Origin of the sequence: Parabacteroides goldsteinii DSM 19448 = WAL 12034, assembly GCF_000969835.1 — a bacterium.
GTDB classification, from domain to species: domain Bacteria; phylum Bacteroidota; class Bacteroidia; order Bacteroidales; family Tannerellaceae; genus Parabacteroides; species Parabacteroides goldsteinii.
The window spans coordinates 2,519,620-2,542,310 of the sequence record NZ_KQ033912.1; the positions used below are offsets into that span (position 1 = coordinate 2,519,620).

Consider the following 22,691-nt stretch of genomic DNA (forward strand, 5'->3'; position numbering starts at 1 on the left):
AATGTTGAGGTTCCCATTTAGTTGAGATGCATAGTTTATCCATATTAATAAAGAACAAAGCGAAGGAATTAGGCTTCGATGCCTGCGGAATAGCTGAAGTGGCTTCCGCAGACACCGAAGCTTTGTTTTTTGACCGGTGGATAGCCGAAGGATGTCATGCCGGCATGAAATATATGGAGAACTACCGTGATATCCGGCTTGATCCTGCAGGGCTGGTGGAAGGTGCCCGTTCCGTTATTTCCGTGGCTCTTAATTACTATCCGCCACAGAAGCAATTTCCCGGTTCCCCGCGCATTTCCTATTATGCTTATGGAAAGGACTATCATATCGTTGTGAAAGACAAACTCCGGCAGCTCTGGGAGTACATAACAAGCCTTGTCCCCGTGCTTGACACGGGGCCGCAAGTGAGCAGGCCGTTTCGACCGGAAAATGAGGAGACCAGTTCCTCGGCGGCCCCGTGTCAAGCACGGGGACAGGCTGACTCTACCCTTCCTGCCGCTCGCCTCTTCACCGACTCCGCTCCCATCCTGGAACGTTACTGGGCCTGGAAAGCCGGCCTTGGCTGGATCGGGAAGAATACCAACCTGATCATCCCCGGCAAAGGTTCCTTTTTCTTTCTCGGAGAGATCGTCACAACCCTGGAACTGGATTACGACACCCCTCAGAAGAATCGTTGCGGTGCCTGCCGCCGTTGCCTCGATGCCTGTCCGACAGGTGCCCTGGAACGTCCCGGCCACCTGAACGCAAACAAGTGCATCTCTTACCTTACGATCGAGCATAAAGGCGATATCCCTTCCGAACAGGCTTCCCGCCTGGGCGACCGCCTCTACGGTTGCGACACCTGCCAGGAGGTCTGTCCCTGGAACCGTTTTGCCAGTCCTACCCGTGAAGCGGCTTTTTCTCCTTCCCCGGCTTTCCTGTCTTTGAAAAAAGAAGACCTTCGCTGCTTTACCCGCGACGATTATAATCGTATCTTTGCGGGGTCGGCTGTGAAACGAGCCAAATATGAAGGACTGATAAGAACAATAAATAACAAAAAAGAATAAGCCATGAGAAGAACATTCAATCTTCTGCTTCTCTCTTTTCTCTGTACCCTGGCTGCCTTTGCCGCGCCGGGCGAACTGAAGGAGAAGCTTGCCGCCCTGAAAGGGATCACCAGTGTCGAACAACTGGAATCGGACGTTTATCCCGAAAAGTATCTTGTACGTATCACCCAGCTTGTCGACCCTAAGAATCCGGAGGCCGGCACTTTCACGCAGCGCGTTGTTGTTGGCCATGTCGGTTTCGACCGTCCGACCGTTATTGTCACCGAAGGATATGGCGGCGCTTATGCCCTGAATCCCAAATACGAGGAGGAACTGACCAAGCTGCTGAATGCCAACCTGGTCTTTGTGGAGTATCGTTATTTCCTGGAATCCACACCCGAACCCTGTAACTGGGATTATCTGACTGCCGAAAATTCCGCTTACGACCTGCATAATGTCAACCAGACTTTCAAGCAGCTTTATACCGGCAAATGGATCAGCACCGGTATCAGCAAAGGTGGCCAGACGACCATGCTTTACCGTGCCTTTTTCCCGGACGATGTGGATATCTCCGTCCCTTACGTCGGCCCGCTGTGCAAAGGCGTTGAAGACGGTCGCCACGAACCGTTCCTGCGTAAGGTCGGTACGAAACAGGAGCGCCGCAAGATAGAAGCGTTCCAAAAGGAGGTCTTGAAACGCAAAGAAGAGATTCTTCCTTTGTTGGAGGCTTTTTCCAAAGAAAAGAACCTGGAATACCGTATCCCGATGCCCGAAGTACTCGATTATTGCGTGCTGGAGTATCCCTTTGCCTTATGGCAGTGGGGAACGTCCGTATCTGTTATTCCTTCTCTCCATTCCGATACCCCGACGCTGTTCAAACACCTGATGGATATCAGCAGTCCTGACTATTTTGCGGAGAACCAACCGAATATTTCTTTCTTTGTTCAGGCCGCTCGTGAACTGGGTTATTACGGATATGACACGAAGCCGTTCCGTAAATACCTGACTATCGACAGCAGTAAAGGTTATCTGAACCGCATCATGTTGCCCAAAGAGCTGGTTGGCAAGGTCGAGTTCCGCCCTGCCCTTTATCATAAGATTTATGATTTTCTGAAGGACAATGATCCGAAGATGATCTTTATTTACGGTGAAATCGACCCGTGGAGTGCCGCCCATGCTCCGGTTTTCAAAGGAAAGAAGAATGAACAAGTCTACTTCCAGCCTCGCGGCAGCCATCGTGCCCGCATCGGTAATATGCCTGAAGATATGAAGGAAAAGATCTTGACGCAGCTGAATCAGTGGCTGGCGGAATAACATAAATACTTTGTGTGTGTTTCCTATTGTAAAACTATTAATTAAGAAATGATGAAAAAGAAGCTATTATTTCAACTTCTGTTTGTTGCGAATGTATTTTTCGCAACATCTTGTTCCGATGATGATTCAGTAGAATTGGAGGATGTCACCACATTGAATATGCTCAATGAGGATAACGGAAAAACGTATCTGGGCAATTCGGACATTTATATCACGGATGAAAACAATTTCAGTGGCTCGTCGTGCCTGCTTGTGGAACTCGGTGGTGCAAACGGGATTGGAAAGGTTGTTCCTCCCAGGGTCGGAGACGGACTCGTGCGGAAGGCGGCCGTGTTACCGGGATGCCTTTATCAGGCCTTCAATCGCAATTCGATACTCGAATTTCCTTCCGGAAAACCTGCGATTGCTCTCGAAGCCTCTTATTACCAGTTTTATGTTGAATCTGAAATCGTGAAGGATATAGCGAATACGGGAACGGCAGTCAATGTGGGAGCCGTAGTTAAATATGCCCCCGTCTATCCCGATCCGCAAGGCTTGCCGGAATACGGCAGCGTGATCGGTGAGGTGAGTAACAGCGGTGATGTGGTGGAAATGGATTTTCCGAAAGATGTCGAGTTCTTATACTCAACATCCAATGGATTCGAGATAACGACCGATGGTGGTAAATTGACTGTTACCTATTATTATTGGACCGATTCGAAAGAATACTCCATCTATGTGCGCCGCGGTAGTATCTTTACGGAAGTCATCATTCAGGTAGTATAATAAGGGAAAGAAAGTTTAAAACATTCCCTGTACCTTATAAACAAACTCCATCCATACCCAATAGCGGATGGCTTTGCCCAGGAACATGGAGATGGCGACGATCCAGACGTTGGCGCGCAGGAAACCGAGCGCTACCGCGATAAAGTCGCCGATGCCGGGGAGGAAGACGAAGAAACCCATCCAGGAGCCTTTACCGGCAATCCAGTCCTGTACCTTTTGCAGCTTTTTGGCATCCAGTTTGAGGTATTTCTCGATCCATTCCACTTTTCCCAGCATGCCGAGCCAGTAACAACTCATGCCGCCCAGGAAGTTGCCCAGTGTGGCGGCGACCATGCAGGGCCAGTAGGCAGAACCAGCCAGTAAAACACCGGTCAGGACGACTTCGCTGCTGAAAGGCAGGATCGTCGCTGCGAGGAAAGAGGCGATGAACACCCCGATATATCCGTATTCTATAAGAAATTCCATAGGCGTAGAAACAAGAGAGCGATAAATAGAACAATGGTGGAATAGAAGGTCCAGAAAACTATCTTACCCCGCATGACGGTGAAGAAATGGGCGATCAGTATGGCGGAAGGGATACAGGCTGTCTCCAGAAACTCTTCCGATGCCTGCTCGTACAGGAAATAGAGCGCAAAGGCCCACACCGACATACAGATCAGGAAGGACAGGAACTGGCGTGTACGCAGCACATCTTCGTATTCGTGCGTGATGATGTTGATAGCGGATACAGCCGTCAGTATGGCAATGGCGATGATGCCGACCCAATCAAGCATCCCGATACCGGCAGCGGCCAGGATGCGTATCTTGAACAGCGTGGCGAACGGAATCGTGAACGGCGTGAAGTCGCGGAACCAGATACACCAGCCCAGCAGGAACCAGTAGACGGTACCTACACCGAGCAGGGAGGCTAGAAAGGTACGGATACTCAAGCTCCTGAAGTTATACATCCCTATCCAGAACAGAGGAATGAACCAGAGGATATGTACCCATAGCAGGCTTCCGATCCCGATCAGCAGAGAGGCATTGTAGGCTTTGCTCTTGGCACCGGGGTCGTGGTAAGAGGTGAATAGCTGATAAATGGCCAGAATCAGGCAGAATACGCCGACTGAGGTGGATTTCAGCGGCAGGAAATCCGGGTTGGTACTGATGAACAGTACATAAAACAGGAAAGGCAACAACGTCTTCTCGCGGATCAGCACCAGGACATAGTTGGCACGGTGGAGCAGGAAGGCGCCCCCGAACATCAGCAGCATGCCGATGGCATAGGTGAAAGCCTTGCCGGGCAATACCTGGCAGATGGCATTCCACAGGGGCGGTGCCGTCACTTCTCCATACACCGGATAGCCGACCGAGTTCAGGTAACTCACGATCCAGCAGGCGACACAGGCCATCAGGGTACAGGCAAAAGTTGCCGGTCCCGAAATGGTGTGTCTGCGAGAATAGCTGTATGTATTGTTCATTTACAAATCGAACCCGATGTCGCTTCGGAAATATTTCTTGTCGAACATGATGGTCTTTGCTCCGGCGAATGATTTGGCCAGGGCTTCTTCCTTATTGGCTCCGTAAGAGCTGACAGCGATGACACGTCCGCCGTTGGTCATGATCCGGTCGCTGGCGGAGACGGTGCCGGCGTGGAAGATGATGTTGTCGGAGGTGATGTCGTTCAGTCCGTAGATCAGTTTGCCTTTTTCGTAGGCTTCGGGATAACCGCCGCTTACCAGCATGACCGTAACGGCTGCACGCGGGTCTATTGTCAGGGTACGCTTGTCGAGGTTGCCTTCGGCCACGCCTTCCAGCAGGTCTACCAGGTCGCTCTGGATGCGGAGCATGACTACTTCCGTTTCCGGGTCGCCCATACGGCAGTTGTATTCGATCACCTTGGGATCGTTCTCATTGATAAGGCCCAGGAAGATGAAGCCTTTATAGTCGATACCTTCCGCTTTCAGACCTTCGATGGTCGGACGGATGATCTGTGTTTCCACTTTGGCCATATACCCCTCGTCGGCAAATGGAACAGGGGAAACGGCACCCATACCGCCGGTGTTCAGGCCGGTATTGCCTTCGCCGATCCGTTTGTAGTCTTTGGCTACGGGGAGTACTTTGTAGTTCGTGCCGTCGGTCATGACGAATACCGAACATTCGATACCTGTGAGGAACTCTTCGATAACCACTGTCTTGCTGGCATCGCCGAACATACCGTTCAGCATGTCACCCAGTTCTTTTTTCGCTTCTTCCAGCGTTTCGAGGATGAGTACGCCTTTTCCGGCAGCCAGTCCGTCGGCTTTCAGCACGTAAGGGGCAGGCAGCGATTCGAGGAAGGCGTATCCTTCGGCGATATTTTCGGCTGTGATGCTCTTGTAACGGGCGGTCGGTATGTTATGGCGCATCATGAATGCTTTGGCAAAGTCTTTGCTGCCTTCCAGCTGCGCTCCGGCTTTGGACGGACCGATCACGGGGATGCCGGCCAGCGAGGCGTCGTTTTTGAAGAAGTCGTAAACACCTTTTACCAGCGGATCTTCCGGACCGACAACAACCATGTTCACATCGTTAGCCAGTACAAAATCTTTGATGGCGGCGAAATCGTCCGCCTTGATATATGCATTGGTTCCCACCTGTGCAGTACCTGCGTTGCCGGGGGCAATGAATAACTTATCCACTTTCGGACTTTGGGAAATCTTCCAGGCTATTGCATGTTCGCGGCCGCCGGAGCCTAATAATAGAATGTTCATATCGTTATGTTTATTATATTATCTGATGGTAACTGTTTCCCCTCTCAAGAGGGGAAACAGTTACTCTTTGTTCGTATTCTTCAAGTAGTCATCGAAATACCGTGTTATCTTCTCGTAGAGATGCGGGCGGTCTTTGCCTGTCACGTTGTGCTCGTGGCGGGGGTAGACGAAATAATCGGGATAGGTATCTGCATCCACGCAGGCTTTCAGGAAGCCCAGGCTATGTTGCCATACTACTACCGGGTCGATGTCGCCGTGTATCTGGAGGAGATGGCCTTTCAGGTTGCCTGCCTTCAGCTTCAGGTTGGCGTTCTTATACCCTTCCGGATTATCTTGCGGACGGTCCATATAACGCTCTCCATACATGATCTCGTAGTTGCTCCAGTCGATCACCGGACCGCCGGCAACACCGACTTTGAAAACATCGGGATGCGTCAGGATCAGGTTGGTCGTCATGAAGCCGCCGTAGCTCCATCCGTGCACACCGATACGGTCGGCATCCACGTAAGGAAGCGATTTCAGGTATTCCACGCCTTTCATCTGGTCGGCCATCTCGTTGACACCCAGGTTGCGGTGGATCACGCTTTCGAAAGCGAATCCCCGGTTAGATGTGCCGCGGTTGTCGACCGTGAAAACCACATAGCCGCGTTGTGCCATATAGATATCCCAGCCTCTTACGCCGTTCTGCCAGCCGCCCGTTACCAGTTGTGAGTGGGGGCCACCGTAGACGTAGACGATGGTCGGGTATTTCTTGTTCTCATCCAGTCCGACAGGTTTGACCAGGCGGAAATGCAGGTCGGTTGTACCGTCGGCAGATTTTATGGTACCAGCTTCTATTTCCGGCAGTGTGTAGCCTTTGTATGGGTCCCGGGCGGTCAGGAGGTTTTTGATCTCCTTGCCGTCTTTGGTCCGGATCAGGTTGATGATGCGCGGGATTTTCGGAGCGTCGTAACTGTCGATCGCATATTTGCCGGAGGCGCTGACCGAAAGGTTATGTACACTTTCCAGGGCGGCATTCGGTGTCAGCAGGGATGTCTCCCCCTTCTTCAGATTCAGCTTCCAGCCGTTTACATTCATCGGAGTGCCGTAATTGAACGAACTCCGTATGTGCGGTTGGGTGGAAGTGATAAACAGGTTCTCGCCTTTGGCATCGAAACCGATTACCTGGGTGACTACCCATTCTCCCTGTGTCAGTTGCTTTAGTTGTTTGCCGGTGGTGTCATACAGATACAGGTGGTTGTATCCGTCTTTCTGGCTTTGCCAGATGAATTTGCCGGGATCGTTCGGGAGGAAGAGTACCGAATATTGCGGTTCAACGTAATGTTCGTTCGTTTCTGTGAAAAGGACGGCTTCTTTCTTGCCGGTCAGGGCAGAATAGCGAACCAGGTTCATCTCATTCTGTTCGCGGTTCAGTTCGGCAATATAGATACTCTTTTCATCCGGGCTCCAGGCGATGTTGGTAAGGAACTTTTCTTTCGGGGTTCCGGTTTCCAGCCAGACGGTTTCGCCTGTCGAGAGGTTGTACACACCGACTGTTACCTCATGGCTCTTCATGCCGGCCATCGGATATTTAACCGGTTCGGCTTTTGCCTGGCGGGCGTCGATATTGACGATAGGATAGTCTGTGACCATGCTCTCGTCCATCCGGTAGAAAGCCAGGGCGGAACCTGCCGGTGACCAGAACAGTCCTTTGCTGATGCCGAATTCACGTTGATGGACTGCCTGTCCGCAGACGATTCCATCTTTTGTTTCACGTGTAACAATACTCGTCTGATTCTCCGGTGAAAGAATCTGTATGTTGTTCCCCACCGTGAATGCCAGGCAGTTATTGGCCGGACAGAAGTTATAGTTCGATCCTTTGCTGTCCAGCTGATAATTGCCAATTATCTTGTTTTCGGCAAAATTGTAATGCAGGCGGTGGCCTTTACTGGTAAAAGCCAGTACCGGCTGGTCCTTATAGGGAACCGAAAATCCGGGCAGGCTGCCTACCGTCGGAAGTCCGGCTGCCGAAAGCGCCTCATTGAGTCGGCTGCGTGTAAAGGCAACCTGCTCTTTCTTTTCGGGTACGCCGCATATCATACTGTCTCCTTTGACATACAGGTAAGTGTCCCCACACCATTGTAGCTGTTTGAGACTGGCCGGGACGAACTTATTGTGTGTCTTCCCTCCCGGAAGCAGGTCGTGTAATGTGAGTTGTTTGTCCTGTGCCATCAGCGTCATGGATGTAGATAAAGCGAACACGCAAAGAACCAGGAAGTGTTTAATCTTCAAAGTCATCGTTGTCTTCTCTTCTGAATGGTTTCTTGAATGGACGGCCTTCTCCGCGTTTTCTGTCTCCGAAGTTCTTTCTGTTTTTAGAGAACCTGTCGTCTTCGTCTTTGTAACGCATTTTGACGGGGCGTTTTTCACCGGCTTTGTGCAAAATCGGACGAACCGGGCGTTCACCACGTTCGCCTCCGAACTGTTTGCGGGCAGGACGGCCGTCACCGCGTTCTTCACCGAAGAAACGTTTTCCCGGTGCTGCGGATGTACGTTCGTTTTCGTCTTCACTGTGAGCAGCGGCGAAACGACGGTCGGGGCGGTCCATGCGGTCGGTCTTGAAGTTCGGGCGACCTGCAGGACGGGTGTCATATCTTTTTTCAGGGAACGAGGGCCTTGGGCGTGAGGCGGAATCTTCCGTTCTTTCCGCGCCTTCCTCGTTCAATGCTTTCTTATAGTCTTTGTTCTTTCCTTCAAATATTTCGTAACAACGGTATTCGCAGTCGAGCGAGCCGTTGATCAGCTTCATCCGTTCGCTGGGACGCAGGCCGATCTTGTCGAAACATTCGTCTTTGTAGCTGAGTATCCATACTTTATATCCGGTAAACACATGTTTGACGCGTTCGCCGATCATATTATAAAGTCCCAGCAGGTCGCGGGAGGAGATACGTTCGCCATAAGGCGGGTTGGTTACCAGGATACCCGGTTGCGGTGCTTCCGTATATTGCTGGAAAGGCATCGTTTTCAGTTCGACGTATTTGGCCAGGCCTGCGCTACGGATATTCTTCTGGGCGATCTCGATAGCGGCCGGGTTGATATCCGAACCGTAGCATTTGAAAGTGAATTCGCGTTCCTGGCTTTCGTCGTTATAGATGCGGTCGAACAGTTCCTGGTCGAAGTCGATCCATTTCTCGAAAGCGAATTCCTTGCGGTGGATACCCGGGGCGATGTTCAGGGCGATCATAGCCGCTTCGATCAGCAGCGTACCGGAACCGCACATCGGGTCGACGAAATTGGATTCGCCTTTCCAGCCTGTCTTCAGGATCATACCGGCAGCCAGCACTTCGTTCAGCGGTGCTTCGGTCTGTTCCACGCGGTATCCGCGTTTGTGAAGGCTCTCGCCCGAACTGTCGATAGACAAGGTACAGTCGTTGTGCGAGATATGTATATTGATGTATAAGTCGGGATTGTTCACACGTACGGAAGGACGTTTGTTGTGCTTCTCCATAAAGTAGTCAACGATCGCATCTTTTGTACGGTAAGCCACGAATTTAGAGTGATTGAAATCTTCTGAATAGATCACGGAGTCGATCGCGAACGTCTTGTCCAGTGACATATAGTTTTCCCATACGACCTTTTTCACTTCCTTATAAACCGTATCGGCATCTTTTGCCTTGAAATGATAGATCGGTTTCAGGATGCGTAAGGCGGTGCGGCAACAGAAGTTGGCTCTGTAAAGCACTTCTTTATCTCCTGTGAAGGATACCATCCGGCGGCCAATTTCTATATCGTTGGCGCCTATAGCTAATAACTCACCGGCCAGTATTTCTTCTAACCCGTACAGGGTTTTGGCCACCATTTCAAATGTCTCGTTATTCATTTGCGTGCGTTGTAAGAAAAGATATTTATTTAGTTACTTTATTTTGTGTAATGACAGCACCGGGGGGAACATCTCCGGTGATCCAGACGTTGCCACATATCGTGGCACCTTTGCCGATCCGTATTTTCCCCAATAGCGTCGCGTTGGAGTAGACGGTCACATTGTCTTCCAGGATGGGATGGCGGGGGACACCGCGGATCGCGTTCCCGTTCTCATCGGGCGGCAGCTTTTCTCCGGCAAGGCTGACACCCTGGAAGATGCGTACGTTATTCCCGATCACACTGGTTTCGCCGATCACGGTACCCGTACCGTGGTCGATAGAGAAATAATGTCCTATCTGAGCTCCCGGATGAATGTCGATACCGGTTTCGGAATGAGCCATTTCGGTGATCATCCGGGGTATAAAAGGAACGCCCAGCTTATAAAGCTGGTGCGCTATACGATAATTGCCTATTGCCCGGAAGCCCGGGTAACAGAAGATAACTTCATTGATGTTTTGTGCTGCCGGATCGCCGTTGTAGGCGGCTTCGGCATCGGTGGCAAGCAGACAGCGCATTTCCGGCAGTGTGGAAATGAATGCTTCGGAAAGTTTTTTTGCCTGGCTGAGGATCTGCTCTTCCGCGCAGGAAGTACAGCTGGTGTCGGCCAGGCAAAGGCCCGCATAGATTTGACGGCTGAGCAGCTCGTGCAACTTTTCAATATTGACCCCGGTATGGAAACGGATCGTCTGTGTACTGATCCGCGCATTCCCGTAATAGCCTGGAAACAGGATTGCACGACACAAGTCAATGATCTCCTCCAGTACTTCACCTGAAGGCAATGCCTCTTCATCGCGGTAGGCATGAAACAGTTGTTTGTATGAACATTCGTCCGACAGCTTTTCTACTGTTTCATTCAATACCTTGCTATGCTTTTGCAATCCCATTATTTTGAAAGTCTTATTTTGGGCAAAAGTACATTAAATATCTGATATATGTGTACTTTTAATAGGTTATAACTGCTTTGAAATGCGTTTCCGGCGGCCGTTGATTAGTAAAGAAATCGGAGAATGTCACCTTGAAGATGATAAATCCGTCTTTTGTATATTCGGCTGCATAGGTTTCCGTCCATATGTTATTCTCACTATCCAAACGATTTACAGGATTGGGTAATGCAGTTTGTGCTTCTTTACTTGTGTCATAATCTAGGTACATGTAACAGGTAATTAGTCCTTCGGCATAAGCATCCTTATATAGGTCGAAATCCTCATCACTGATTTTGTACTCGTACATGTAGAAAGGTTCGCCTTTATTTTCGACTAACTCCCAGTCACCAGGCATAACAGGTATATCCCTGTCAAATATCCAATAAGTTTTAGTACCATCTTGTCCGTCCAATCCCGGAGGTCCCATCGGTCCTTCGCACGAAGCGAACAGGAACACCATTAAAAATATTGCTAACAGATTTTTCATATATTCACTCTCTTAAATGTTTAGTATTTCTTGTGTGGTGCCCCGAACTCTTTGCATGTTACTTCATCGAGGTCTACCAGCCATATTTTTACGTTTTTCACAGCCGGGTCGGAATAACGGAATTCCTTGTCCGAATACTGTTTCATAATTATATCCAGCGCTTCCGTTTTCTTGTCGAAGTCGTCTTCAAACCGCACTTCGCCCCATGCGATAACGCTTTTGGAACGCATACGGTAACTGCAAGCCACTTCGGGATGCTGGAATACCAGATCATGGTCGGTGCTGAAGGTGATGCAAACCTTCGGGTTACGTTCCAAGATTGAGATACTTCGGCCTTCCTGCGCTGAATGTAAATAGATAACACCGTTCCGATAGCCAAAGTTCATGGGAATAACGTAAGGCGTACCATCCGTATCAGCCAGTCCGACGAAACAGACATCGCAACTACGGATAATCTCCTCGATATGTTCTTTCTCTGTGTGTACCAGTGTCTTCATTACTATTTTTAATTATGCTTTTGCAAACATAGTAAAAAAGTTCAACTTCTCGGACTTACTTTTGCGACTTTATTATATATGTACTGTTTTCGTCAATGTGTCAAAATGTCAAATAGTCCTTCTGTCAGTGGGCTGTACGTGTCCTAAATCGGGTTTGTTGTTTTTATTCGCTCTACGGAATGATTGCGAATGTCTTTATTTTAATTGTTGATTAATAAATGTGGCTTTATGTTTGATGATGTGTGGTAGTTGTTGATAAATGTCGTAAAATATATTTGAAATATATGAATGTGCTGTTCGGGTTTGGTTTGGATATTTACTCGTTCTGGAGATAAAATGTGTTGTTTAGCATGTGATTTGAGGCCCAAAAGCCTGTTTGAAATAACTTTTTTGGACAGAATTAACAAATTTTTCATCTGCAATAAATCTCTATTTCATTTAAAATGAAAAAAAATTCGTTTTAAACGAGATTACAATTTGTTTAAAATGAAGAGTGAAAATCTATATGAATACGCTAAGTGTTAAATATTGTGTTTTCGGATCTTCTATTTCTACTGTTTTGTGAAATATAGCAGATATGTATATGCGGAAAAAATACACAAAATGATCTGCTATCGTCGAAAATTGCAGCAAAATGGTATTTTCTTGTCTGTTAAAAGGATTCCGGATAAGAAAACACTTTTTCAAGCGATTTCCTATATTTGTAACTCCAATTAAATATAATACCTGTATGAATAAGACTATCCTGCTTGTTGTGTTTTGCTTTTCCCTGTTCGTTTCGGGGTATTCACAGGGAATACGCTTTGATTCTTACCCTTCTCATCCCCGGTTGCTGGTAAAGAAAGGAGAGGAGCAAAAGATTAAATCCGATCTGGCTCTTAATCCGGAAATGCTCCGGTTGCATAACTATCTACTTGGGCAATGCGACGATCTGATCACGACGCCTGTGCTGGCATATAAAAAAGAAGGGAAACGGTTGCTGGCCGTATCGCGTGAAGCTTTGCGGCGTATCTTCTATCTTTCATATGCTTACCGGATGACAGGAGAGGATAAGTATCGTTTGCGGGCAGAGCAGGAGATGATTGCCGTGTGTTCGTTTACCGATTGGAACCCGTCCCATTTTCTGGATACGGGAGAAATGACTATGGCTGTTGCAATTGGTTATGACTGGTTGTTCGATCGGTTATCTCCGGATGCCCGGAGGCTGGTGCAGGAGGCTATTCTGAATAAAGGTTTTGCCCCGTCGAGGGATAAAAAATATAACTGGTTTCTGAGGGCGACCAATAACTGGAACCAGGTCTGTAATGCCGGACTGGTTTACGGTGCGCTGGCTGTGTTGGAAGATCATCCGGAAGAGGCCCGTGAAATTATTGAACGTGCTTTATCTACAGTCGGCTTGACTTTGAAAGGCTATGGTCCCGATGGCGCTTATCCCGAAGGATATAATTATTGGGGATACGGGACTACCTTCCAGGTTCTTTTGAATGCAGCGTTGGAATCCGCCTTGGAGACTGACGGCGGTCTCTCTTCAGCTGAAGGTTTTCTGGCTTCTGCCCGTTTTATGCAGTTTATGACCGGAACGACCGGTAGATGCTTTAACTTCAGCGATTCCCGTGAGAGTGTCTTTGCTTTGCCGGCTATGTACTGGTTTGCCGACAAGCTGCAAGACCCTACACTGCTTTGGAATGAAAAGGATATGTTGAGTCGGGCGGAGTTGTCCTTTTCGGATGAGGAGAGCCGTTTTCTTCCGTTGATTCCGATTTATGGTTCACAATATAAAATGAATGAACTGGTACCTCCTGCCATGAAATTGTGGGCGGCTAACGGACAGACGCCTGTCGTGCTGGTCCGTACGGGATGGGAAAATGGAGAAGGTTTCTATCTGGGAATAAAAGGCGGAACGGCTTCGACCAGCCATGCCCATATGGATGCCGGATCGTTCGTTTTCGACGCTTTGGGCGTTCGCTGGGTGCAGGACCTGGGGATGCAGGAATATTATTCGCTGGAAAAGGAAAATGTAGATTTATGGAATATGTCGCAGAACGGGCAGCGCTGGAATGTGTTCCGTTATAATAACCTGGCGCATAATACACTGACTGTAAACGGTAAATACCATGATGTAAAAGGTTTTGTACCTGTGACAAATATCTATTCGGAAGCGCATAAACTCGGAGCCTCTCTGAATATGACGGATTTGTTCGGCGGAGAATTGGAAAATGCCGTCCGTGAAGTTGCTCTGATCAATGAAAAATATCTGTCGGTGATTGATCGTGTAAAAGCCGGCAGTCAACCGGTAACTGTCAGATGGACGATTGTAACCGGGGCCATTCCCCGTGTATTGGACAGTCATATGGTGGAACTGACAAAAGACGGCAAATGTATGCAACTGATCGTCGATAGTCCGTCCGTAACATCTGTATCCGTCCTTGATAATGTATCGAAGAATAGCTATGATGCTTCCAATGAGGGAACCTGCCGTATCGTTTTCGATGTGAGTCTGGAAAGCGGGCAGGAGAGCGATATTAAAGTCCGGCTGGTTCCTGCTGCTGACTGATAATTACCAGAACAGCGCCGTTACGGTTGCCCCTATTGTAAAATAGTGTATTTTGTGCTTGCTTAAATGGCTCTCACCGTAGACTGGTTGGCTGTCTCTGAGGCTGGTTAAGATTTCGTAAGGTGCTTTCAGGAACGTATAATCGTAATCTACGAACATACGGATACCCAGGTTGCGGCTGACAATCCCGGTCGCTGAAATGCCTGTGCGTAAAACATAGTTGCTGCTACTGTTGCCTTTCATAAAAGCAATATTATTTATGGTTCCATATGGGGGGTGCTTTTCCTGTAAGTCCATTTCCACTTCATTTTTCACCAGATAGGAATATCCGGCCTGGAACTTTGTTCCTAAAAGCAATTTACTGGCTACAGGTAACGAAAAATAAGGCCTTGCCGTAAAAGTGAAAACGCCGGTCGGATCGGCATGGACGCGGGTGATGTCATATCTGGTCGAAGGGGTTGTACCTGTATAAAGCGACATGTCGAATGCCATCGGGCTTGCCAGCGCTGTTATTTCGCCGCCGATACCGAAATAGGGGTTGAAGAAGTAACCGCCTTTTACGCTGACATTGGTTGCTCCCGGCGAGCTCAGGCGTATATTTTTACCTACCTCGATACTTCCGTTGATGATACTGTATCCTACGGCGAACTCCAGGAAAGAAGGGCGTCCTCCTTTGGGGGCAGACTCCCTGAGCTTGTCAGGGAGATTCAATCCTTTGTCCTTGAAGATCAGGTCTGCCAGAAAATACCCTAACTCTGTGGATAAAATGCCGATACCGGCCCCGGCCAGTACGTCGCTCAGCCAGTGGCGGTTGTTCAGTTGCCGGCTGAAAGCGGTGGCAGTGGCGACTGTATATCCCCCGATACTATATAACGGGCTGCGGGTCAGACCATATTCCCGGTGCATGATGGTGGCAGCCATGAAAGCGGTTGCCGTGTGTCCCGAAGGGAATGAGTTGTTCTTTGAGCCATCGGGGCGTTCCCGTTTGATCGTATATTTCATGCTGTTGACGGTAGCGGCCATGATTGTTGCCGAAAAAGCGTTCGATACGATCATCCGGGGCCATGAACTGCGACTTTCCACACCGCCGAGCTTCATCCCGTAAACAGCAAGCAACGGAGTATATTGCAGAAAATCATCGTATCTGTAGTGGAAGTTGGGCGTATGCGTATTGCGCAATGTCCGGAATTTATCACCCTGCCCATATGTTATGGCTGAAATGGCGAAAAGAGGAACAGGGACACGCAGCATCTGGTATACCTTATTCTCTGATATTTTGTTGTAAGTGGTTTCAAATTCATGTTCTTTATTTATGGATCTCGTACTATCTTTCCACTGAGCACGAACAGACGGTATAAAAATCATCATAAATAAGAAGCTCAGCATTTTACGTTGTAACATACGATCCCCTGATTATGCCACGAAGATATAAAAATGCCGGTTAGTACTGGTTACATTTTTGTTAATTTATTTATTGAATAGGATTTACCGTTTGTCCCTCCTGAAATGTATAGGTTTGATTGACGAAATATTTCTTTAATCGTTTGCGTGATACGTGTATTTAGCATACCTTTGCCTGATAATTGAGTATATTGATATGAATTTCTAAAAACAATTAAATAACTTAAATTATTATCTTATGTGGTTACTTAATTCTTCTATCGGGAAGAAGCTGATAATGAGTGTATCAGGCCTTTTTCTTGTTTTGTTCTTATTGTTCCACTTGTCAATGAATGTGGCGGCTGCTTTCTCGGGAGAAGCCTATAACATGATTTGTTCATTGTTGGGAGCAAATTGGTATGCCGTGGCAGCAACATTGGTGCTGGCAGCAGGCGTTGTGATTCACTTTGTGTATGCTGTTCTCCTTACACTGCAAAACCGTAAGGCTCGCGGTAACGACCGTTATGCAATTAACGCTCGTCCGAAAGGTGTGGAATGGGCATCTCAGAACATGCTGGTACTGGGTATTATCATTATCCTGTTCATGGTGTTGCACTTCAGCCAGTTCTGGTATAAGATGATGTTCGCCGAACTCCTAGGCAATCACATGGTAACACTTTGCGACGGAACAACAACCGTATCTCCTCAGGACGGTGCAGCGTTTATCAACTACTATTTCCAGGGTAATATCCTGAATACAGTGCTGTATCTGGTATGGTACGTAGCTTTGTGGTTCCACCTGACTCACGGGTTCTGGAGCGCTATTCAGACTATCGGTTGGAGTAACACGATCTGGATGAACCGTTGGATCTGCATTTCCAAGATTGTAGCAACCGTTATTTGCGTAGTGTTTGCTATCATTACTATCGTTTTCTACCTGAATGGTGTAGGTGGTGACTATGTAGCTGTTTGTGCAGGACATTAATTTAAGGTGTAACAATATTGAAAATAAATCATTATGACTCAAATAGATTCTAAAATCCCTCAGGGCCCGTTGGCTGAGAAGTGGAAAAATTATAAAGATCATCAGAAACTGGTGAACCCCGCGAACAAACGTCGTCTGGACGTGATTGTAGTTGGTACTGGTCTGGCCGGTGCTTCTGCTGCTGCCTCTCTGGCAGAAATGGGATTCAACGTATTGAACTTCTGTATCCAGGATTCTCCCCGTCGCGCACACTCAATCGCCGCACAGGGTGGTATCAATGCTGCAAAGAATTATCAGAATGATGGTGACTCTGTTTACCGTCTGTTCTACGATACAATCAAAGGTGGTGACTATCGTGCCCGCGAAGCAAACGTTTATCGTCTGGCTGAAGTTTCCAACTCTATTATCGACCAGTGCGTAGCACAGGGTGTTCCTTTCGCTCGCGAATACGGTGGTCTGCTGGATAACCGTTCATTCGGTGGTGCTCAGGTATCCCGTACGTTCTATGCCCGCGGTCAGACCGGACAGCAGTTGTTGCTGGGTGCTTACTCTGCTTTGAGCCGTATGATCGGTTTGAACAAAGTAAAGATGTATACCCGCCACGAAATGCTGGACGTTGTGAAGGTGGATGGCCGTGCCCGCGGTATCATCGCACGTAACCTGATCACAGGTCAGATCGAACGTTTCTCTGCTCACGCAGTAGTGGTGGCAACAGGTGGTTATGTAAATACTTTCTTCCTGTCTACTAACGCAATGGCTTCCAACGGTTCTGCTGCATGGCAGTGCTACAAGAAAGGTGCTTACTTCGCTAACCCTTGTATGGTGCAGATCCACCCGACTTGTGTACCGGTGAAAGGTGACTACCAGTCTAAGCTGACTTTGATGTCTGAATCATTGCGTAACGACGGTCGTATCTGGGTTCCGAAGAAACTGGAAGATGCAAAAGCATTACAGGCCGGAACTAAGAAAGGGAAAGACATTCCTGAAGCAGACCGCGACTACTATCTGGAACGCCGTTATCCGGCATTCGGTAACCTGGTTCCGCGTGACGTGGCTTCACGTGCCGCTAAAGAACGTTGCGACGCCGGCTTCGGTGTGAACAACACAGGTCTGGCCGTGTTCCTCGACTTCTCCGACGCCATCAACCGTCTGGGTAAAGATGTTGTAAAAGCTAAATATGGTAACTTGTTCGACATGTACGAAGAAATTACCAACGACGATCCATACGAAACTCCGATGATGATTTATCCTGCATTGCACTACTCGATGGGTGGTCTGTGGGTTGACTATGAATTGATGACTTCTATTCCGGGTCTGTTCGCTATCGGTGAAGCTAACTTCTCTGACCACGGAGCTAACCGTCTGGGTGCTTCTGCGTTGATGCAGGGATTGGCCGATGGCTACTTTGTATTGCCTTATACAATCCAGAACTATCTGTCAGACCAGATCCAGGTTCCGCGTTTCAGTACCGACCTGCCTGAGTTTGCAGAAGCTGAAAAGGGGATCAAAGACCGCATCAAGAAATTGATGAGTATCAAGGGTAAAGAGTCGGTAGATTCTATCCATAAGAAACTGGGTCATATCATGTGGGAACATGTAGGTATGGCACGTGATGCAAAAGGTTTGCAGGAAGCGATCCAGATGTTGAAAGAGCTGAAGAAAGAGTTCTGGAGTAATGTATATATTCCGGGTGAAGCCGATAACCTGAACGTAGAGTTGGATAAGGCATTGCGTTTGGCTGACTTTATTGAGATTGGTACATTGATGGCACACGATGCATTGGACCGTGCCGAATCTTGTGGAGGACACTTCCGTACAGAGCACCAGACCGAGGAAGGCGAAGCCCTGCGTCATGACGATAAGTTCATGTACGTATCTTGTTGGGAATACCAGGGTGAAGACAAAGATCCGGTTATGCTGAAGGAAGATTTGAACTATCAGTTCGTTGTTCCTCAAACACGTAACTACAAGAAGTAATAATCATCAATCACAAAAATTAGAATCATGGATAAAGATATAAAAGTAACACTTAAAGTTTGGCGTCAGAAAAGTCCGAAAGATAAAGGACAATTTGAGACTTACCAAATAGACAAAATCAATCAGAGTGTTTCTTTCCTGGAAATGTTAGACATTTTGAATGAACGTTTGGTCAGTGAAGGTAAAGAGCCGATCGTATTCGATCACGACTGTCGTGAAGGTATCTGCGGTATGTGTTCTTTGTATGTAAACGGACATCCGCACGGACCTGCAACCGGCGCAACTACTTGCCAGCTTTATATGCGTCGCTTCAATGATGGCGAAACTATTACAATCGAACCGTGGCGTTCTGCCGGTTTCCCGGTAATCCGCGACTTGATGGTAGACCGTTATGCTTACGATAAAATTATCCAGGCAGGTGGTTTCGTATCAGTGAACACAGGTGGTGTACCTGATGCCAATTCAATCGCTATTCCTCGTGCAGATGCTGAAATGGCTATGGATGCTGCTGCATGTATCGGTTGCGGTGCTTGTGCTGCTGCTTGTAAGAACGGTTCGGCTATGTTGTTCGTTTCTGCAAAGGTTAGCCAGTTGGCTCTGTTGCCTCAGGGTAAGGTAGAAGCTGCTCGTCGTGCGAAAGCAATGGTTGCCAAGATGGACGAACTGGGCTTCGGTAACTGTACCAACACGCGTGCTTGCGAAATGGAATGTCCGAAGAACATCTCTGTCAGCAACATCGCTCGTTTGAACCGCGAGTTCATTTGTGCTAAATTGCAAGACTAATATACATTATATATGTATGTCCGGAGAGGCGTTGCTTATGGCGGCGCCTCTTCTTTTTTGCCCCTATTTTAACATTTCTGAAGTCATAGATAAATATCTTGAATGTTGTTAGTGTTTCTTATATGCTATACAACACTAATTAGCATTTTAACTATTGACAAGTTGGAGAATACCTGTATCTTTGTACTATGGTTTTTTCATAATAGTATTAGATTTAAGGTTAACAAAGTTGGTTAGGGCTTGTCGTGAGACAGGCTTTAATTGTTTATAGGGGTTTGCGTCCGGCATATCCCTTTTTTTAGCTCTCCCTGTATTCCTGCGGAGTCATTCCTACATGTTGCCGGAAATATTTGTTGAAGAACGAAAGGTTGTCGAAGCCCAGGGCGAATGCAATTTTCTTGACCGGCATATCGGTCGATTTAAGCTGCGCTTTGGCATCCATAATGATGATATTGCTCAGGATATCCAATGCAGTCCGTCCGCTGACCTTTTTTATCACATAACAGAAATGCTGCAAGGTGATGTTGAGCCTTTTGGCGTAATAAGACACGCTATGCTCTTTCGTGTAGTTTTCCATCGCCAGCTGTACGAACTCCCGGCATATTTCCATATTACGCGTCATGGGAGCATTGCTATATGGCGTATGATTCCTGTATAATTCAATAACCCCTTGCATGAAGATAGTAAAGATAGCCTTGATAATCTCCTTGTTTTCGATGGTTTTAGGCATGGAATAAGCATTGATCAGCAAGTCGAAAGCCTGTTGGTAGAGTAAGGATATATGCTCCGGCAAAGGCATGATCGGACTGTCGAATATGACAGGCAGATAGTTCGTAATCGTCTTTATATAATTGATATGGCTGACGAATACGGAAGAAAAGCCTGCAAAACACAGTTTTACATCATCGGAAACCTCATGTATCTGAATGAAGCAACCCGGGGGCAAGGTGATAAAGTCGTTTTTCCGGATGGTAAACTCAGTTAAGTTTACAGTCGCATGGACTGTCCCTTGTACGCAAAGCACGAATATGCCTGCCTTGATCTTGCACGGGAAACGTCCGTATTGGTTCAGTATTTCACCTGTAATACTGTTTCCTACAATAAAATCTACGGGGAGGTCGAATTTAGGAATATTGTCTTCCATACTTTTATATACACTTAATTGAATGTACAAAGATAGTTTTTTTGAGACAAGTTAGTCGATAATCTTAAATATAGAACATCGAATCCCACAAATGGAGATTGTTTTGTGCTGTATAATAGTTGAAATTTGCGAATGTTTTCAAGTCTTGCTGATAGATTTGTTGGGATGGTATATATTTGTCTATCTGCTAAATAAGATATGGGAGCTAATACTAATAGAGAAATCTAATCGATAATAACAATGAGTACGAAAAGAACAAAGAGCTCTTTCAGGACAATGAGCACAAACAGAAAATTAGAATCTGTTTTCCTGTTTGTCACAGGACGGTGTAATGCTAAATGTAAAATGTGTTTCTATGCAGAAGACATGGATAAAAAGGAGAAAGACCTGACTTTTGAAGAAATCAAGACAATCTCCGAAACAGCCGGGCAGTTCAACCGTTTGTGGGTATCCGGCGGTGAACCGACACTGCGTGAGGAGTTACCTGAAATTATAGAGATGTTCTACAAGAATAACGAGATAAAGGACGTGAATATCCCTACCAACGGATTGAAGCCTGACCGGATCGTCGCCTGGGTAAAACAGATCCGCCAGAATTGTCCGGAACTGAATATCAACCTGAGCCTTTCTTTGGACGGTTTCGGTGATACGCATGATATACAGCGCGGCGTTCCCGGCAATTTCTACAAAGCGATGGGGACACTGAAGCTGATTGAAAAAAACTTTGCTGACGACGGCAGGGTGTTGAAAAACCTGGCCACCGTAATCACCAAATATAACGAGAATGAGGTCGAGGATCTGATGATATGGATGCTGGGACGTTTCCATCTTTCCAATCATATTATCGAAGCTGCACGCGGCATGACCCGCGACGACGGAGTGAAGGTTCTTACCGAGCCTACTTTACGCGCCTTGCAGGATAAGGTTGTTCCTATTTATAATGTATATGGAGAGCGTATGGCGGAGGAAACCGGTGGGTTCAGAAAACCTATCGCCCGTTTCTTCTACCTGGGTTTCATACGTACATTATATAATGTACGTGCGACCAATATCGATCATCCGACCCCCTGGGGTATGGATTGTACGGCCGGCGAAACAACACTGGTAATAGACTATGACGGTCGTTTCCGTGCCTGCGAACTTCGCGAACCGCTCGGTAATGTAAAGGATTATGATTGCAATATCGCAAAGATTATGGAGAGCGATGCCATGAAACAGGAGATTGCCGCTATCGGTCATGGTGACAAGGCTAACTGCTGGTGTACGCATGGGTGTTGGATCACTTCATCGCTTGTTTTCAATCCCCGCAAGATGATCACGCAGGTCTATAAAGGATACCGGGAGATGAAGAAGCTGAACCGTCCTCTGAATATCAGTGAAGAGCTTTTGCAGAGCATCGAACGCAAATATGCCTTGGACGAACAGAAACTGGTGGAGCTGGGGGTTCGTAATTAAAATAGTTCCGATAACGGATCATTTATAAAGCCGGTTGACGGGAAATATACCTCTGTTAACCGGCTTTATTGTGTTTAAGGGAATAATTGTCAAATTATCTGGTAGAATTGCCATTTCCCATAGGGGAAAAATGTCGGATCTTTGCATCATAAGTTAAACTGATAAACAAAGAAAGACATGACTACTAAATTAAAAGATTTATTCGACACATTTCTGAACATTGCAGCTTCTTCACAGAAACTGGGTATTAACCTGATCCGCGTAGCTATCCTGATTATATTCGTATGGATCGGCGGGCTGAAATTCTATAATTATGAAGCGGAAGGGATCGTTCCTTTTGTGGCAAACAGTCCGTTTATGAGCTTTTTCTATGCAAAGAGTGCACCGGAATACAAAGAATATAAGTTGAAAGAAGGTGAATTCAATGAAGCCAAGCATCAGTGGCATGTAGAAAACAATACCTATATTTTTTCACATGGACTAGGCATTATGATCATGGCGATCGGTATCCTGACTTTCCTGGGTATCTTTTCTCCGAAAATTGGCTTGATAGGTTCCGGACTGGCGATCATAATGACATTGGGTACGCTTTCATTCCTGGTGACAACACCTGAAGTATGGGTGCCCGATTTGGGAAGCGGAGAACATGGTTTCCCCTTACTGACCGGAGCAGGTCGGCTGGTAATAAAAGATACGGCAATCATAGCCGGAGCGATCGTGGTATTGTCCGACTGTGCACAACGTATATTAAAGAAGAAATAGGAACAAAAAGT

The 22,691-nt window shown here is 47.3% G+C and carries 19 protein-coding genes; 9 read left to right on the top strand and 10 right to left on the bottom strand.

All coding sequences use genetic code 11. The features are described 5' to 3' along the window. Nucleotides 1-26 precede the first annotated feature (26 nt). The 3 genes from queG to HMPREF1535_RS09140 are packed head-to-tail and all read left to right on the top strand — an operon-like array spanning nucleotide 27 to nucleotide 3,104. Nucleotides 27-1,046 (top strand): tRNA epoxyqueuosine(34) reductase QueG, encoded by a 1,020-nt coding sequence (gene queG / locus HMPREF1535_RS09130; RefSeq protein WP_046145941.1) that lies wholly within the window; start codon nucleotides 27-29, stop codon nucleotides 1,044-1,046. 3 nt (nucleotides 1,047-1,049) lie between these two features. After that, nucleotides 1,050-2,339, top strand: a complete 1,290-nt coding sequence (locus HMPREF1535_RS09135) for a S28 family serine protease (RefSeq protein ID WP_046145942.1) — start codon at nucleotides 1,050-1,052, stop codon at nucleotides 2,337-2,339. Nucleotides 2,340-2,387: 48 nt separating this feature from the next. Further along, a complete protein-coding gene (locus tag HMPREF1535_RS09140) occupies nucleotides 2,388-3,104 on the top strand; it encodes a DUF5036 family protein (RefSeq protein WP_009860326.1) in 717 nt (238 codons plus the stop codon). 15 nt (nucleotides 3,105-3,119) lie between these two features. Here the strand turns inward: HMPREF1535_RS09140 and HMPREF1535_RS09145 are convergent, their stop codons facing one another. The 8 genes from HMPREF1535_RS09145 to HMPREF1535_RS09180 are packed head-to-tail and all read right to left on the bottom strand — an operon-like array spanning nucleotide 3,120 to nucleotide 11,640. Further along, nucleotides 3,120-3,569: a YqaA family protein gene (locus HMPREF1535_RS09145; protein WP_010801064.1), complete on the bottom strand. Its 450-nt coding sequence runs from the start codon at nucleotides 3,567-3,569 to the stop codon at nucleotides 3,120-3,122. Next, a complete protein-coding gene (locus HMPREF1535_RS09150) occupies nucleotides 3,554-4,564 on the bottom strand; it encodes a hypothetical protein (RefSeq protein ID WP_046145943.1) in 1,011 nt (336 codons plus the stop codon). Before HMPREF1535_RS09150 ends, HMPREF1535_RS09145 begins: the two co-directional genes overlap by 16 nt. Next, nucleotides 4,565-5,833 carry a phosphoribosylamine--glycine ligase gene (gene purD / locus HMPREF1535_RS09155; protein WP_046145944.1) on the bottom strand — a complete coding sequence of 423 codons (1,269 nt, stop codon included), beginning with the start codon at nucleotides 5,831-5,833 and terminating at the stop codon, nucleotides 4,565-4,567. A gap of 60 nt (nucleotides 5,834-5,893) precedes the next feature. Continuing rightward, nucleotides 5,894-8,110 (bottom strand): S9 family peptidase, encoded by a 2,217-nt coding sequence (locus HMPREF1535_RS09160; RefSeq protein WP_046145945.1) that lies wholly within the window; start codon nucleotides 8,108-8,110, stop codon nucleotides 5,894-5,896. Further along, nucleotides 8,094-9,692: a THUMP domain-containing class I SAM-dependent RNA methyltransferase gene (locus HMPREF1535_RS09165; RefSeq protein WP_009860321.1), complete on the bottom strand. Its 1,599-nt coding sequence runs from the start codon at nucleotides 9,690-9,692 to the stop codon at nucleotides 8,094-8,096. Before HMPREF1535_RS09165 ends, HMPREF1535_RS09160 begins: the two co-directional genes overlap by 17 nt. Nucleotides 9,693-9,717: 25 nt before the next feature. Continuing rightward, nucleotides 9,718-10,617, bottom strand: a complete 900-nt coding sequence (locus HMPREF1535_RS09170) for a serine O-acetyltransferase (RefSeq protein WP_046145946.1) — start codon at nucleotides 10,615-10,617, stop codon at nucleotides 9,718-9,720. 58 nt (nucleotides 10,618-10,675) lie between these two features. Further along, nucleotides 10,676-11,143: a hypothetical protein gene (locus HMPREF1535_RS09175; RefSeq protein ID WP_046145947.1), complete on the bottom strand. Its 468-nt coding sequence runs from the start codon at nucleotides 11,141-11,143 to the stop codon at nucleotides 10,676-10,678. A gap of 20 nt (nucleotides 11,144-11,163) precedes the next feature. Further along, on the bottom strand, nucleotides 11,164-11,640 hold the full coding sequence (locus HMPREF1535_RS09180; RefSeq protein WP_046145948.1) for a pyridoxamine 5'-phosphate oxidase family protein: 477 nt from the start codon (nucleotides 11,638-11,640) through the stop codon (nucleotides 11,164-11,166). 730 nt (nucleotides 11,641-12,370) lie between these two features. Between HMPREF1535_RS09180 and HMPREF1535_RS09185 the strand changes: the two genes are divergently transcribed. Further along, nucleotides 12,371-14,194, top strand: a complete 1,824-nt coding sequence (locus HMPREF1535_RS09185) for a heparinase II/III domain-containing protein (protein WP_046145949.1) — start codon at nucleotides 12,371-12,373, stop codon at nucleotides 14,192-14,194. 3 nt (nucleotides 14,195-14,197) lie between these two features. Here HMPREF1535_RS09185 and HMPREF1535_RS09190 read toward each other — a convergent pair whose 3' ends face one another. Further along, nucleotides 14,198-15,595 (bottom strand): phosphatase PAP2 family protein, encoded by a 1,398-nt coding sequence (locus tag HMPREF1535_RS09190; RefSeq protein ID WP_046145950.1) that lies wholly within the window; start codon nucleotides 15,593-15,595, stop codon nucleotides 14,198-14,200. A gap of 238 nt (nucleotides 15,596-15,833) precedes the next feature. On the opposite strand from HMPREF1535_RS09190, the gene HMPREF1535_RS09195 reads away from it, so the two are divergent. Genes HMPREF1535_RS09195 through HMPREF1535_RS09205 form a run of 3 tightly spaced genes read left to right on the top strand, consistent with a single transcriptional unit; the run spans nucleotide 15,834 to nucleotide 19,319 of the window. Then, nucleotides 15,834-16,559 (top strand): succinate dehydrogenase/fumarate reductase cytochrome b subunit, encoded by a 726-nt coding sequence (locus tag HMPREF1535_RS09195; RefSeq protein ID WP_009860315.1) that lies wholly within the window; start codon nucleotides 15,834-15,836, stop codon nucleotides 16,557-16,559. Between the two features lie 33 nt (nucleotides 16,560-16,592). Next, on the top strand, nucleotides 16,593-18,536 hold the full coding sequence (locus tag HMPREF1535_RS09200) for a fumarate reductase/succinate dehydrogenase flavoprotein subunit (RefSeq protein ID WP_009860314.1): 1,944 nt from the start codon (nucleotides 16,593-16,595) through the stop codon (nucleotides 18,534-18,536). 27 nt (nucleotides 18,537-18,563) lie between these two features. Continuing rightward, nucleotides 18,564-19,319, top strand: a complete 756-nt coding sequence (locus HMPREF1535_RS09205) for a succinate dehydrogenase/fumarate reductase iron-sulfur subunit (protein WP_009860313.1) — start codon at nucleotides 18,564-18,566, stop codon at nucleotides 19,317-19,319. Between the two features lie 298 nt (nucleotides 19,320-19,617). Here the strand turns inward: HMPREF1535_RS09205 and HMPREF1535_RS09210 are convergent, their stop codons facing one another. Further along, nucleotides 19,618-20,463 (bottom strand): helix-turn-helix domain-containing protein, encoded by an 846-nt coding sequence (locus HMPREF1535_RS09210; RefSeq protein ID WP_009860312.1) that lies wholly within the window; start codon nucleotides 20,461-20,463, stop codon nucleotides 19,618-19,620. A gap of 240 nt (nucleotides 20,464-20,703) precedes the next feature. Here HMPREF1535_RS09210 and HMPREF1535_RS09215 point away from each other — a divergent pair, with 240 nt between their 5' ends. Further along, complete coding sequence (locus tag HMPREF1535_RS09215) at nucleotides 20,704-21,918, top strand: radical SAM protein (RefSeq protein ID WP_009860311.1); 1,215 nt, start codon at nucleotides 20,704-20,706, stop codon at nucleotides 21,916-21,918. A gap of 177 nt (nucleotides 21,919-22,095) precedes the next feature. Then, the gene (locus HMPREF1535_RS09220) at nucleotides 22,096-22,680 is read left to right on the top strand and encodes a DUF417 family protein (RefSeq protein WP_010801057.1); all 585 of its coding nucleotides are present in this window, start codon (nucleotides 22,096-22,098) and stop codon (nucleotides 22,678-22,680) included. Nucleotides 22,681-22,691: the final 11 nt, after the last annotated feature.